This window comes from Mycolicibacterium llatzerense (genome assembly GCF_000878195.1).
GTDB lineage: Bacteria > Actinomycetota > Actinomycetes > Mycobacteriales > Mycobacteriaceae > Mycobacterium > Mycobacterium llatzerense.
Genome location: NZ_JXST01000022.1, coordinates 31124 through 44972 on the forward strand (window position 1 = coordinate 31124; position 13849 = coordinate 44972).

The 13849-nt window shown below is 60.4% G+C and carries 12 protein-coding genes; 2 read left to right on the forward strand and 10 right to left on the reverse strand.

Annotated elements, in window-relative coordinates; all coding sequences use genetic code 11:
* Positions 1-315 precede the first annotated feature (315 nt).
* The 7 genes from TL10_RS16320 to TL10_RS16350 form a co-directional block, all read right to left on the reverse strand.
* Positions 316-1128, reverse strand: a complete 813-nt coding sequence (locus TL10_RS16320; protein ID WP_043986413.1) for an enoyl-CoA hydratase/isomerase family protein — start codon at positions 1126-1128, stop codon at positions 316-318.
* 81 nt (positions 1129-1209) lie between these two features.
* On the reverse strand, positions 1210-2139 hold the full coding sequence (gene bphC / locus TL10_RS16325) for a biphenyl-2,3-diol 1,2-dioxygenase (RefSeq protein ID WP_043986414.1): 930 nt from the start codon (positions 2137-2139) through the stop codon (positions 1210-1212).
* 49 nt (positions 2140-2188) lie between these two features.
* Complete coding sequence (locus TL10_RS16330; RefSeq protein WP_043986415.1) at positions 2189-3373, reverse strand: acyl-CoA dehydrogenase family protein; 1185 nt, start codon at positions 3371-3373, stop codon at positions 2189-2191.
* Between the two features lie 24 nt (positions 3374-3397).
* Positions 3398-4564: a 3-ketosteroid-9-alpha-monooxygenase, oxygenase component gene (locus TL10_RS16335; protein ID WP_423136066.1), complete on the reverse strand. Its 1167-nt coding sequence runs from the start codon at positions 4562-4564 to the stop codon at positions 3398-3400.
* Between the two features lie 352 nt (positions 4565-4916).
* Positions 4917-5768 (reverse strand): 2-keto-4-pentenoate hydratase, encoded by an 852-nt coding sequence (locus TL10_RS16340; protein ID WP_082067967.1) that lies wholly within the window; start codon positions 5766-5768, stop codon positions 4917-4919.
* Positions 5769-5864: 96 nt separating this feature from the next.
* Positions 5865-7427, reverse strand: coding sequence for an FAD-binding protein (locus tag TL10_RS16345; protein WP_043986417.1), 1563 nt, complete (start codon positions 7425-7427; stop codon positions 5865-5867).
* A 282-nt stretch (positions 7428-7709) separates the two neighbouring features.
* Entirely contained in the window at positions 7710-8516 is an 807-nt protein-coding gene (locus tag TL10_RS16350; protein WP_043986418.1) for an enoyl-CoA hydratase/isomerase family protein, read from the reverse strand.
* Between the two features lie 180 nt (positions 8517-8696).
* On the opposite strand from TL10_RS16350, the gene TL10_RS16355 reads away from it, so the two are divergent.
* Both TL10_RS16355 and TL10_RS30210 read left to right on the forward strand, forming a co-directional pair.
* A complete protein-coding gene (locus TL10_RS16355; RefSeq protein WP_234711466.1) occupies positions 8697-9554 on the forward strand; it encodes an alpha/beta fold hydrolase in 858 nt (285 codons plus the stop codon).
* 57 nt (positions 9555-9611) lie between these two features.
* Entirely contained in the window at positions 9612-10304 is a 693-nt protein-coding gene (locus TL10_RS30210; protein WP_082067968.1) for a PadR family transcriptional regulator, read from the forward strand.
* A gap of 57 nt (positions 10305-10361) precedes the next feature.
* Here the strand turns inward: TL10_RS30210 and TL10_RS16365 are convergent, their stop codons facing one another.
* The 3 genes from TL10_RS16365 to TL10_RS16370 all read right to left on the reverse strand — a co-directional run bounded on the left by TL10_RS16365 (position 10362) and on the right by TL10_RS16370 (position 13648).
* Positions 10362-11945, reverse strand: a complete 1584-nt coding sequence (locus tag TL10_RS16365) for an AMP-binding protein (protein ID WP_052506439.1) — start codon at positions 11943-11945, stop codon at positions 10362-10364.
* A gap of 237 nt (positions 11946-12182) precedes the next feature.
* Positions 12183-12470: a 2Fe-2S iron-sulfur cluster-binding protein gene (locus tag TL10_RS32105; RefSeq protein WP_082067969.1), complete on the reverse strand. Its 288-nt coding sequence runs from the start codon at positions 12468-12470 to the stop codon at positions 12183-12185.
* Between the two features lie 422 nt (positions 12471-12892).
* Complete coding sequence (locus tag TL10_RS16370) at positions 12893-13648, reverse strand: IclR family transcriptional regulator (protein WP_043986468.1); 756 nt, start codon at positions 13646-13648, stop codon at positions 12893-12895.
* Between the last annotated feature and the right edge of the window lie 201 nt (positions 13649-13849).

The following is a 13849-nucleotide window of genomic DNA, read 5'->3' on the forward strand; positions in this document are numbered from 1 at the left end:
GAATCTGCGGTCGGCTGCCCTCGGCCTGCTGTGGTCGGAGTCACCGCATCTGCAGTGGCGGCCGTCACGTCGACAGTAGGTTCGGGATCCGAGAGTTCATAGGGACTACCCGCTCAGCGGGAGCAAATGCCGGTTTTCTCCACGCAGATTTCTTGCGTGTGATACGGGACGACCACAGCAGCGGCGGCCGAGCCGGGCAGAACACACCGGACACTGATATCGCTTGTCGGACAAAGATATCTGCTCCGCGCCTTATGCCCCGGTGCACCCATGCTGGAACAGATCAGCACTGTGACAGCAACCCGGTGCCCACACCTACGATTTGGCCCGCTCCTGAAACGCGGCCACCCGCTCACTGAACTCGGGTGTACCAAACGACGTAAACTCCTCGGCCAGTGCGTATTCGAGCACACCCAGCGCTGCCCGACTCAGGTGCATGTTCATCGCCACTTTCGACGTGCACACCGCTTGCGCGGGAAGTGCGGCCAGGCGCTCGCCCAGGCCAAGCGCGGCGTCCAGCACCAAGTGGTCTTCCACCACCCTCGTCACCAAGTTGAGCTTGTCGGCAATCTGCGCCGTGATCCGATCACCGAGCAACACATACTCTTTCGTCTTCATCATGCCCATGAGCAGAGGAAGCATGGCGGCCCCGCCATCGCCGGCGGTCAACCCGACCGCAACATGCGGATCTGCCAAGTAGCTGCTCTCTCCCATCACCAACAGATCGCTGAGCAGAGCGATCGAACAACCCAGACCGACAGCGGGTCCGTTGACCGCTGAGATCAGCGGCTTTGCAAAGTTGATGACTTCCAGAAATAGGGTGCGAGCCTCAGCAAACTGCGACCGACGTGCCGACGGATCGTCGATCATGCGGCGGAACATCGCCATATCGCCGCCGGCGGAGAATGCTTTCCCCGTCCCGGTGATCACCACTGCACGCACATCATCGTCGGCGCCGAGTTGCCGCCAAATCACCGAGAATGCGTGGTGGAGCGGTTCATTGACCGCGTTGAAGGCCTCTGGTCGGTTGACGCGCACGACGTGCACCGCACCGATCTTCTCCACGAGCAACCATGGTGCGAATTCCTCATACCCAGCAAGGGTGGCAACGTCAGGGATGGTGGTCATCGATCTATCTCTCTTTTGTAAATGGCAGGCCGACGGAAGGCGGGATCGGTCGCCCGTGGACATGGGGACCATCGGGCACCGTCACGGCGCGGCGCGCAGGGTGGCCAACGGTTCACTGCCCGACCAGTCGTGGCCCCAGTAGCTGTCCGCAGAGATCTCCTCAGCGCAGTAATCTGCGTCGTCGACCTTCACCCCATGGGTGCCGAACTCGATATCCCAACCGCCCGGGGCCCGCACATAGAACGACACCATCTTGTCGTTGGTGTGCCTGCCCAACGTGGATGACACCGAGAAGCCACTCTTGACCACTCGATCAAGCGCCTGACCGACCGCGTCAAGGGTGTCGACTTCCACCATGATGTGGACCAGCCCCGGGGCACCAAAAGCGGGTGTGGGACACAACGCCAGGCTGTGGTGACGCTGGTTGACGCCTAGAAACCGGACCCGCTGCGGGGGCACGCCCAACGGCAGCGGTAGCCGGAAAGCGCCTCGCGGCTGAAACCCGAGTACGTCGGTGTAGAAATCGAAGCTGTCCTGCAAATTGTCGACTGGAAGTACTACATGGCCCAATCCCTCTGTCCCCGTGACGAATCTGGATCCGTACGGCGTCACTGCGGGCGTATGGTCGAGCAGCGGACCGTGGAACACTTCCAACACAGTGCCTGATGGATCGGAGAACGAGACCAATTCCTCGACGCGGCGGCTGTCAGCATCTTCGACCGAGTGAGTTCGCACCTCGAATCCGGCCTTCTCTACCGCCTCGACGCTGTCGACCAACGCGGCGTGGTCACCCACCTGCCAGCCGACCGCCAGCACCTGATCTACCTCGCCGGGAACGACGACGATCCGAGCGTGGTGCTCGTCCATCCGCAGATACAGCGCTGCGGGATCCGGGCCGCTACCCTCCGCGAACCCGAGCACATCAAAGGCGAAGGTGCGCCATCTCGCAATGTCGCGCGCCTGGATCCGCACATAGCCGAGCGAACTGAATTTTGGGTCGTAGTTTGACATGTCGACTGTCCCTTTCCGGGGGTGTGAAAACGGGGAAGATCCGGCCTTGCTAAATCATGAATTTCAGCTTCGGCGGCGGGTCGATCCCGAGCAGCGCCATCGAGGTAGCTTGGTAGACATTGCTGGGTACGTGGATGACATGGTTGAGTCCGGCATGAATGTCTCGCCAATAGCGTTGCAAGGTACCGTGATTGCGGATGGCGTTGCCTCCCGAGCGCGCAAAGAGAGTGTCGACCGCCGACGCCGCGCGCCATGCGGCCCGCACCTGGATGGCGCGGCCAACTGCTCGGTCGTAGAACGTCGGGGTTCCCCCGGAGGCGACGATCTCCCACATCCGGTCGGCGTTGGCTAGCAGCGCCTGCCGCGCGGCGTCAATGTCCGCTCCCGCTTCACCGATCGCGAACAACAGGTTGGCATCCTCGCGTACGGCCGACCCCATCGAGTCGGACCTCGAGCGCTGGTATTCCAAGTGAGCGGCTAGCGCGCCCTCGGCCATCCCGATGATGGCCGACGTGATACCCAGGGGGAAGACGTGCGACCAGGGCAGGCGGTACAACGTGCCCTGGCACCCAGCATCAACCTGAGCTTGCCCACTAAGCACCTTGTCGCCGTTCATCACACGGTAACCAGGCACATAAACGTCATTGACGACGATGTCTTTGGAGCCGGTTCCCCTCAGACCGACTACGTCCCACGAGTCCTCGACGATCTCGTAGTCGCTGCGCGGCAGGATTACGTGCAGCATGGTTGGCGGCAGCAGCGCCTTTCCGTCGTCGCCGCCGAGCATGGCTCCCAAGATGATCCAGCGGCAGAAGTCGGTGCCCGAAGAAAACTGCCACCGCCCGCTGAATCGGTAGCCGCCATCAGCGGTCGGCACGGCGATGCCCTGCGGCGCGTACGGTGACGCCATCCAGGTGTCGTCGTCTTCACCCCAAATCTCTTGCTGGACTCGCGGGTCGGCGAAGCCGAGCTGCCAAGGATGAACTCCCACCACGCCGCTGACCCAGCCAGCCGCCGGATCGAGCGCAGCCAATCCCATTACCGTTTCGGCGAACTCGCGCGGCATGGCCTCGCGGCCACCATAACGCTTCGGCTGCAGCATTTTGATCATGCCGGCATCGCGGATCGCAGCAGCGGTGCTCGCGGTAAGCATGCCTAGCCGCTCCTCTTCGACGGCGTCGAGTCGAATCTGGTCCGCATCGGCCATTAGCTTCTCAAGAATCGGATTTGACATAGCTATACTCTCCTCAGATTGCTTCTAAGATTGCTGTACGGCCATATTTTCGAAGGCCAGAATATTGCGAGATACTTCTTTATCCCACTTCTCTTGAGCATGCGATGTTTCCACCTCGAATTCGAATCGAGACACCATATCTGGTGTCACGTCTTCGACATCGACATAGAATTGCTCATACCAGCGGCGCAGTTGGTATAGCGGGCCGTCTTCGTCGCAGAGCAGCGGATTGTCGACACGCGTTTTGTTTTTCCAGACGTGCACATCTTGCAGGAACGCTTCACCAAGGCTGTTTGCAAATGTGTTCGCGAGTTCTTCCGCGGCCTCGTCTGACATCTCCGGCGCCTTCTTCACGATGGCGCCCCACTGCAACACGAACGAGTTTTCGGTGACTGGGTAGTGACAGTTGATCAGCAGCCCTTCGGATGACATGCCTCCAGCCGACAAAGTCTGCCCGTTCACCATGAACGAGGGACCGTAGTACGTAGCCCAGGAGTCCATCAGAAGGCCCTCTTGGCCGTAGTTGGTTTCCAGGTCTATGTCGGGCCGCCCCGTCGCTGACATGTACTGCGATGCCAGGTGCCGGTCGAACACATTCCTGAACGACGTCGGCTTGACAAGGTGGACATAGTAGAAGTGCGCCATATCAACGACGTTGTCGATGACCTCACGGCAGTTGCTGCCCTCCACAAGCAGCGAGCTCCAACTCCAGTCGGTCCACTCATCAGATCCGTAGCCATCGAGATGCGGGATGGTCACGTCATCTGGCGGTGGTCGGCGCTGCGGGTCGTTCCAGACGTAGAGGTGACCGTTACGTTGCAGGGTGGCCCACGACTGAGTTCGCGCGACCCGCGGCACGCGGCGCGAGTACGGAATTTCGACGCATGACCCGCTTGAGCCCCACCGCCAGTCATGGAAAGGGCAGGCTACCGAGTCGCCCTTAATAGCACCCTGTGCGAGATTTCCCCCCATGTGGCGGCAATATGCATCTAACACATTGAGCCGGCCATCGCTGGACTCGAAGACCACTAGCGAAGTCCCAAAAGCATCAATTTGGTGGGGCTTTCCATCTCGAAACGATTTCTCGAGTCCCAGACAGTGCCAGCCGCGAGCAAATCGGCGAATTTCTGCACCGCCATCAATCATCCGGACGTCGGAAGCACCCGATTCAGGGTAGGCGTTCACACACATCTCCATTTCCTTCGAAGGGCCGCCACTGAGAGGCATAGGACTCCTATTAATGCTGCGCGTGATGCACATCTCAATCCAGGGCTATTCCGGTTAGCGGGAGATAATGTTCCGCTGCCGTTCACTTGGCGCCCGAAGTCGCTCCCTGGCGGATGCGACTGCCAGATTCCCTACTGCGGGCGCGCTGCATCGCCGCGTCTGTGCCACGCACCCAACTTCGGAACCGGTAACCTAATTCCCCTGGGGCACAACGAATAACACCTCGATCGGCTTCGTCGTTCGGGTTCGGCGAATGCCGCCTTTTCTCGACGAAATTCCGTCGGCCGCCGACGTTCAACGGCACGCGGTAACGTCGCTACTCCTCTGCTGAGATGACGAGCGACAGCTTGGCGTCGACGTGCCGACGGTGTTCGGCCGGCATCGATGTTGCCACCCGGCAGCGCACTGAACCCATGCCGCTGAAAGTTGCCTCGACAACGTCACCGGGCAACAGGCAGGAGGCCTTCGTCGGTGAACCCGGTAGCACTACGTGGCCCACCTCCAGCACCGTCCCGTGCTTTCCGAGCGTGTTAGCCAACCACACCAGCGCGTTGAGGGGTGAGCCGAGAACGGCGCCCCCTAATCCGGACGCAGCTGGATCGCCGTTGAGCGAAAGCTCAACGGCGGAGCGATCAAGTTCGACTTCCCGCAGCAGAGAGGGCTTTCCTCCGAGGATCACGCCGCCCGCCGCAGAATTGTCGGCGATGGTGTCGACGATCGTCAGGTCCCAGGGCTTGAAACGGGAGTCAACGATCTCGAACGCCGGGACCACGAAGTCGACGGCCCGGATCGCCTGTGCGGCAGTGACACCCGGCCCGGCGAGCTGCCGCCCGAGCACAAAGGCCACTTCTGGCTGGATCCGCGGTGAGATGTACCGATCAATCGAAATCGGGTAGTTCTCCGGGTGGAACATATCAGTCAGCAAGTGGCCAACATCCGGCCCAACGGCGCCCGTCTGGGCTTGCATGGCAGGCGAACTGAGCCCCACCTTATGGCCCACGATCGCCTGCCCTTCAGCCACCCGACAAGCGACCTGCATCATCTGGATAGCGGAGGCATCCTCGACGGAGGCGTCCGGGTGCGTCGAGATCAAGGGATCGATAGGCACACAGCGGCGTCGTGCACGCATAAGCTCTTCGGCGCATCGGCGTTGTTCTTGCTCGTTCATTGCTCTCCGCTGTATCTAGATCCGCATCCGAGGACGGGTGCATCCGGACGGTGGACCGCCGGTCCGTTGGCTGCGCACAGCCGAACCCGATAGTTCCTAAGTCGATGCCTCCGCGGCATGCCGTGCCGCGCGGTAGGCGAAGACCATCGACGTCGCGATCGGCGCGCCGGGGCCGGCATAGACATGGCCAGTAGAAGACGCGGTCGTGTTTCCGGATGCGTACAGGCCCTCGATCGGTCGGTCATCCGTATCGAGAACCTGTCCATCTGCGTTGGTCACCAACCCACCCTTGGTGCCGATATCGCCGAGGCCGATCTGAACCGCATGAAACGGCGCCTTTTCGATCGGGATCAGGCACGGGTTTCGTTCCGCTTCGGGCAAGGCGAAGAACTGGTCGTACTCGTCACTGCCACGGGCGAAGTCGTCGTCAACCCCGTTCTGCGCAAACAGGTTGAACCTGGCGACCGTCTCATCCAGAACAGAAGGTGGTAGTCCGATGCGCCGGGCCAGACCTGCCACCGTCGAATCGGTGTGCCAGAGACCGGCTTGGCGGAATTCAGTGACATCGATCGGGTCGACCACAGCGCAGGGCGCGGTATCAAACCGATCGTCGAAGATCCACCAAATCGGCAGTGCTGGCTCACCGCGAGCTTCGAGGTCCAATATCAATTGGCCCATCCGTCCGTACGGTAGCGACTCGTTGCCGAACCGGCGCCCTGTGCCGTTGACAAAGATCCCACCCTGGAATCCGACCAGAAAAGAAGAGGTGTTGTCCGGACGCGCCAGCATCGGCGCCCACCATGCCTCGTGCATTCGAGCAATTGCGGCACCTGCATTGATGCCCGCAACAATCGCGTCTCCTGTGTGGGTCGGTGGCGCCCCGGTCCAACGCACTTCGCGGTTGCCTTGCCACTGGCTGCGCAGCTCTTGATTCGCTTCGAAACCACCAGCGCTGAGCAGAACACCGCGCGCCGCGCGGTACTCCTCGGTCCGGCCGTCGCACACGGCCTCCACGCCCAGGACACGGCCACCATCGAGGATCAGCGCGGTCAACCGTGAACCGGTCTGGATCACCACATCTGTGTGACGCCGCAAGGCGAGCAGCAGCCGGCCGATCAATGCCTGGCCGCCAACAAGTTCCGTGCGGTCCAACTTCAGCCCGAAGCGGTCCTGGGGCACGGGAGGCCTGATCGTCTCAGCAACGTCTGCAGCCCGGTTCAGCGGTAGCGGCGCCGCAAAGATGCCGCGACCTCCATGGACCCGGCCCTCGGCCTCGAAGTAGTCAGGGAAGGGCTGGTACTCGAATTGCAGGTCAGGATGGCACATCAAGAACTCGACCAGCTCGGCAGCGGTGTCAACGTAGGCACGCTGCATCTCGACCGGCGAAGTATCGCCAGCCAGGCCGTGCAGATACGTGAACCCACCTTCCGCGGAATCGGCCGGGTTCGCTGCCGCAGTAACCCGGTTCCCCGGCAACCACATGCAACCACCGGCGTAAGCGGTCATCCCACCTAGGAATTCGCCCTTTTCCAATACCAAAGTTCGCAGGCCTGCCTGCGCCGCCATTAGCGCACCGGTGAGCCCACCCGCGCCGGATCCGACTACGATGAAGTCGAAATCGCGCGACGGTGCCGAATCATCTTGAGCATCAACGCCCATCGTTCCACTACTCTCTTTTCACCCGATCCATCGAATTCTCTGCAGATGTCTGCGCGAGAGAAGATGCGCGACCAAACCGGTCGCCGCGGCCGACCGGGAACAGATGAACAGCTCCTTCGCGGAGCCTCAAATCGAGTTTCGCATTTACGCCGCTGAACTTCCCCATCACTCCCGCTGAGCGGTTACGGGAAACACTCAGTTTCGGCGCAGACCCGCAGTCGATAGCCAAAGCCGGCCGCTCGTCCTGAGCTAACTGCCCCGAATACGAAGGGAGCCAAGCGTTCATCGCCCAAGGAAGGAAGGCGCCCGCACTTGGTCGACGGCCGCCAACCCTTCGATGCAGTCTGCGGTGCCCGCGAGCCGGACAACCGCTCGACCTTCCTCCGACAGCGCAGCGGACACTGTCGACGCCAATCCGTTCCAAAGCAGTCGTTTACCCTCGGAGACCGCCAGTGCAGGCGCGCTGACAAGGGTTAGCGCAATGGCACGTACCTCATCTGCCAGGTCGGCGTCCGGAACAACCCGGGTGATCAGACCGATACGCAATGCCTCCTCGGCGTCTAGTGTCGGGTTGAGGAGCACTATTTCCATGGCCTTCCTGAAACCCACCAAATGCGTGAGGACAGCAGTCAGCCCGCCGTCGGGCACCATGCCAACCCGGATCGCTCCCGACATGAACCGCGCGGAATGAGCAGCGACGACAAAGTCGGAGCTGCCCACTAGACCGAGCCCACCTCCACCTGCCGCGAAGCCCTGAATTGAGGTAATGACCGGAACGTCCAGCGCCAGAATCGCCGCGGTGACCGCCTGCAACCAACTCGACACCTCTTTGATGTGTGCCGGCAGGTCGTCGGCGTGGGCCAGAAAATCCCGGACGTCGCCGCCACCACAGAAATGCCGGCCAGCACCCGTGAGCACAACGACCCGTACCCTGGGCGCGCCGTGACACTGCAATAGCGCACTGTGAAGCGCGGTCAGTAATGCCACATTCATCGCGTTGGCCGACTCAGGTCGGTTCAGCGTGATAGTGGCAATCCCATCGCCATCGATGTCGAGCAGGACGGCGTCGTTCTCCGATGCAGTTGACACGCTATTTTCCTCACCTGATCGTGGGCAGTAGATCGGTAAATGCTAGGCCGCCGGCGACCCGATGAAAATTGTTTCCCGGCGAGCGGGATGCCGGTTCCTGTCGACTCGAATTTGAGTAACTTAATTGAGTAAGACCGTCCATCCAAGGCCTCGCCCGAAACGGTGACAGAGGAGCGAACGTTGACATTATCGATGACACTCAGTCACGCGGAGACAAGTCGTGAAATCAATGGCCAATATCGGCTGCACTACCACGAGGCAGGTAGCGGGTCGGAGCTCCTGTTACTTCATGGCTCGGGCCCGGGCGTCAGCGGATGGTCCAACTACTCGAAGAATCTTCCAGTTTTCGCTGATAAGTTTCGTACGCTCTGCCTCGATATGCCCGGATTCGGTGGGAGTCCGCCCGTCACGTGGAATAAAGTGTATTCGCAAGTTGCCGCGGACGCGGTGCGCTCATTCCTCGATGAACTGCAGATTGACAAAGTTGACATCATCGGAAATTCAATGGGGGGAAATGTCGCAGCTGAATTTGCCCTCGCCCATCCCGATCGGGTACGACGCCTCGCGCTCATGGGCCCTGGAGGATTGGCTGTCAATACCTTCTCGCCGCCGGTGAGCGAAGGAACCCGACGCCTCTTCGAGTTTCTCGACGATCCGTGCCGCGATCGAATGATCGCCTGGGTGGAGACGATGGTCAGCAACCCAGCTCTCATTACCGAGACACTCATCGACGAACGGATGGCGAACGCACTGAAACCAGGTGTCGTCGCCACGACAGCAGAGATATTTGCAACTTTTGGAAACCCTTCACTGAATACCACGCCCCCGCTATGGGCCCGAGCGAAGGATATTCAGCAATCCACGCTGATCATCTGGGGACGCGACGATCGAATGTTGCCACTCGAAGGCGGCCACTTCTCCTATCGCCAGTTGCCGAACGCCGAAATGCACATATTCTCGGATTGCGGCCACTGGGCGCAAATAGAACGTAAACACGACTTCGAGCGCGTGGTCTTGGAATTCCTTTCGCGCCCCTAGCCGCACGCACAGGTTGCAGCACCGCGGGCCATACACACCATCAGGTAGGATACGCGAATGACCGACGAGCACACCGCAGACGACCGGGGCGATTTTCTGTCGCTATCACCGAACGGCTGGACGGTGCTTGGAATCGTTTCATTCAGCAACGGACTATCCGGATACCAAGTGAAGAAGTGGTCTGATTTCGGACCGGGATTCTTCTATATCAGCCCTTCTTTTAGTCAAATTTACTCCGAGCTCAAGAAGCTCGAGGAAATGGGGCTTGTCACTTCACGCGAGGCCGATTCCCAGGAAAATGCGAGGAACAAACGCCTTTATTGGATCACCGCCAACGGCAGGAAAGCACTAGCCGATTGGTGCCGCAATTCTCCTGTCGACAGGCCGGTGCTCAAACATCCGATGCTGATGAGGGTCATGCTCGGCCATCTCAATGAGCGCGAGAACTTGAAATCGATCTTGACCGAACACATCGAACGGTCCGAGCTGCAGTCCGAACAAGCAGGTCACTATGCGCGCTATGCCGGCTCCGATCCGTACTTCGCCTACGTATGGATCGCGTTGAGATGGGCCGAACGGTACTACGCGGCAGAGCGAACCTTGGCGATCGAGTTGCTCAAAGACCTCGAACTCGCGGCCGAGCGGTTCGTCGACACCGGCACGGCGCCTGAGTGGTTCGAAGCCGCCCCCTTCCCCGGACGGGGTGACGGACCAGCCGATCCGCCGCCGAATACCAGCCGCCCCCAGTAACCAAACATCCCACGCGGGCCCGCGACCACGCCGTCAGCGCGCCCTTCACAAATGCGGTCAAGCCGACGCACCACGATGTGCACCGCGAAGCAATTGCTTTTGCACTTTGCCACTCGCATTGCGCGGCAAGTCCGCCACGATGTGAACTTGTTCGGGCCGCTTGTGCGCCGCAAGACCGCATGCCTGTAGATACGAACCGATATCTATTGAGGAGCCTGAGACTCCCGCCACGACCACCAAGTACGCGGCAACGCGCTCGCCCATTATCGGGTCGGGGTAGCCGACTACCGCGACGTCCAGTACCTGGGGATGCTCGTGGAGGTAGTTCTCGATCTCCAGGGCGCTGATATTCTCCCCGCCGCGAATGATGATGTCTTTCATCCGGCCCCGGACCGTGAGCGCACCCGAATCGTCAATTGCGACCAGGTCGCCGGTTCGGAAGAAGCCGTCGCTCGTGAACGCGTCCGCATTCAGCGCAGAATCCAGATACCCGAGGAAGAGCTCTGGCCCCCGCACAACCAGCTCGCCGATCCCGCCCTCACCGTTGAGCACATAACCTTCTGCCGGCGACACCGGCCTGCCGTCGGTATGGACTCGTTGCTCAAGGCTTGCCTCAGCCCCGGAAATGCTGAACGTCGGCATCTCACTGAGCCCGTAGGTACGGGTCACCAGGCAGTTCAGCACCCGGGAGCTACGATCGACCAGCTCGGCAGGTACGTCGGCACCGCCGCAGATGAAGACGCGCAAACTGCTAGCTTCAGTACGACGCTCATATTCTGTGGTGAGTCCCCGCAGAAACGGTGTCGCTCCGAGGCTTATCCGGCACCCGTGCCGTTCGATGCGCTCTACCGCTGCCCCAGCCTCCCAGACATCGAGAAGAGATGTGCTCTGCCGCAGCAGCATCGGCAGGTATACGCCGTATACGATGCCAGTCAGGTGCCCGATCGGCGATGCCATGAACGTGCTGTCCGCGGCACCCAGCTGCAATTCGCGGATGATCGAACGCATCTCCCAGACGATGGTCTGGTGACTGTGCAAAACGCCTTTAGGTCGAGATGTCGTGCCCGAGGTGTACAACAGCAAACAGATGTCAGAGGCATCGCCGACTGGATCCATCCGCAACTGTTCACCGATCAACTCATCGAAGGCGTAGAAACCCTCGGGCAGGGTCCTCTGTGGCCGTACGACGACGACTACCGGAGGGTCCGTCAGGTCGGGCAATACTGCGGAAAGCAAGGCGACGTAGTCGAATCCGCGATATACGTGCGGGATGAAGATCACGCGTGAACCTGATTCAGCCAGAATGAATGAGAGCTCAGCACGCCGATAGGTCGTCACCACCGGACTGACGACGCAACCGGCCCAGTTGACGGCGTGGATCGCAGCCACGGCTTCCGGCCAGTTCGGCATGAACACCGTCACCACATCGTGGCGTGATACCCACCGCTGGGTGATCGCGGCCGCCAATGTAGAAACTGTTCGGCCTAGTTCCGCGTAGCTGACGTCAGTGCCGTCGCCACGGATGGCCGGTGCCTCCGGCGACTCGCTGATGGCCTCGTCGAGGAACGTGTACAAGGTCCGGTCGTCCCATGCACCGATGGCGGCGTAGTCGATGTCGCTGGTTCTAGTCGGTACTAGCACAATTACTCCCCAAATTGTCGGAGCGGCTCAAGCTCATTTGTCAAGCGCCTTGCGCGTGTACACGTGAATCCGGCCATCAGGAGAATTCGACCTCGCGCGCATGGATCGCGACGTACAAACGAGGCTAAACAGCACATCGTGCAATTCATATCCGTCTCCCGACGACCGGAACAGGCTGTTTCACCAGCGGCTCCCACACCACTTAGTGCGCGGTTCGGCGCAGACCACCTGTCGCGGCTAGTCGTCGTACGAGACGTACACCCCACCAGCGGGAGATATTGCCCGGCAAGGCAATATGTATCCGTCTGCGATGTCAGACGCGGACAACGCCGCGCAATTGATCATCGACACGCTTCCTTGCATCACACGACACACACATGCACCGCAATGTCCCTCTTGGCACGAGTACGGAACCTCCACTCCGCGGCGAAGTAGCACCTCAAGCAACGTTTCTCCGCTGTTCCACTGTGCCGAGTATTCGTGACCATCGATGCAGGCAGTGACCTCATACGATGCATTAGACAATGTTGCTTACCTCTCATACTCAAATAGCCACTCACGTCTGTCCCTGCGGCCGTACCGGAAATTCAGCGGAAAGCGCTCTGGCAGAAATGGGGATAAGGCCATTCCTGACGCGGAGGTCAATCGCCGAATTCAGGGCAGAACAGCGGATGAATCTCGAGCGGCACTCACCCTGTGCGGCTCGTTGCTGGAACTCGCGGCAGGACTCAGCGGACTCGGCGCTCCACTGCACACACACCTGGTTCTCGGCGTTCCGCTCTACGAACACCGTGTTGTCACAGTTTTGGCACGTAATTTCCTGCACGGTTGCCTACCTCACCAACGACGAATGAAAACACGGACCGCCAGATCGAAAGCCGTATCGACGTACTACGTAAGCAATGCCGCGCGGCCCGCCGGCCCGTATCTACACAAATTGCATGGGGCTACATCGCGACCCGACGGCGTCCCAGCCGGCCATAGATTTGTGCGCCCGTATGCCGTAGCAGGGCGACCGTCTTCGCATCCAACGAGATACTGCCAATCCGGCCGCATACGGACACTGCGGCAACAACGTCGCCTTTCGCCCCGACGGGGGCCCCCAAGCATCCAAGTCCGCGCATCGCTTCCTCCCGATCGTAAGCAACTCCGCGCAGTCGAATCGCGGCATATTCCTGCCTGATCCTGATCCCTTCACTGAGCGGTGCCGACACTTCCGGAGTAGAAAGGAAATTAGGCGTAACGCGAACAGCGTTGGCCAGCAATACCTTTCCGAGACTCGTCGGCAGTGCAGTCCTGCGGCCACCAACGCGGGTGTCGACGTCAACGCTGAACTTGCCCTCAAGCTTTTCGAGATAGACGACGTCCGTGCGATCCAGAACCGCAAGGTGGACCGTGAGACCTGTCAACCTGTTCAACTCCCGCAGGTACGGGAGCGCAGCGCTGTGCAGTTGATCTTGTTGAACAGCAAGGGTTCCCAACTCGAATAGCCGCAAGCCGAGTTGGTAGTGGAGGCCGTCGCGTCGCACCCACCGTAGCTGGACAAGCCGCTCCAGCATCCGATGGGCAGAGGAGCGTGGCACGCCCGTCCGGCGAGTGATCTGGGCCAGCGTGAGTTTCCCAGGGCCATCGAAGGCATTCAGGATCAGGTCAGCCCGGTCAATTCCGGCCGCCGGTGAACAGTTCTCAAGCTGCGTGGCCATCATCGCCTCCGTCTTACGGTGACCAAACCTCGGTGCTTCACTACGCGAAGACTACGTGACTAGAAGGTATATAACAATACCTGTTTTGATCATTCGTGGAAATCGCAATAGTCGGTCTGACCTGGCTATTTGAGAAACTTCACCGAACCCGGCCGCTAGCTGCAACCTACCTAGCAGGTATATGGACTTTCTCGGGCGCTC

What these genes read in the sequence shown, in the direction of transcription:
- TL10_RS16320 (WP_043986413.1), bottom strand. Translation starts at nt 1,128, where the DNA reads ATGACCACCATCCCTGACGTTGCCACCCTTGCTGGGTATGAGGAATTC.
- bphC (WP_043986414.1), bottom strand. Translation starts at nt 2,139, where the DNA reads ATGTCAAACTACGACCCAAAATTCAGTTCGCTCGGCTATGTGCGGATC.
- TL10_RS16330 (WP_043986415.1), bottom strand. Translation starts at nt 3,373, where the DNA reads ATGTCAAATCCGATTCTTGAGAAGCTAATGGCCGATGCGGACCAGATT.
- TL10_RS16335 (WP_423136066.1), bottom strand. Translation starts at nt 4,564, where the DNA reads ATGTGTGTGAACGCCTACCCTGAATCGGGTGCTTCCGACGTCCGGATG.
- TL10_RS16340 (WP_082067967.1), bottom strand. Translation starts at nt 5,768, where the DNA reads ATGAACGAGCAAGAACAACGCCGATGCGCCGAAGAGCTTATGCGTGCA.
- TL10_RS16345 (WP_043986417.1), bottom strand. Translation starts at nt 7,427, where the DNA reads ATGGGCGTTGATGCTCAAGATGATTCGGCACCGTCGCGCGATTTCGAC.
- TL10_RS30210 (WP_082067968.1), top strand. Translation starts at nt 9,612, where the DNA reads ATGACCGACGAGCACACCGCAGACGACCGGGGCGATTTTCTGTCGCTA.
- TL10_RS16370 (WP_043986468.1), bottom strand. Translation starts at nt 13,648, where the DNA reads ATGGCCACGCAGCTTGAGAACTGTTCACCGGCGGCCGGAATTGACCGG.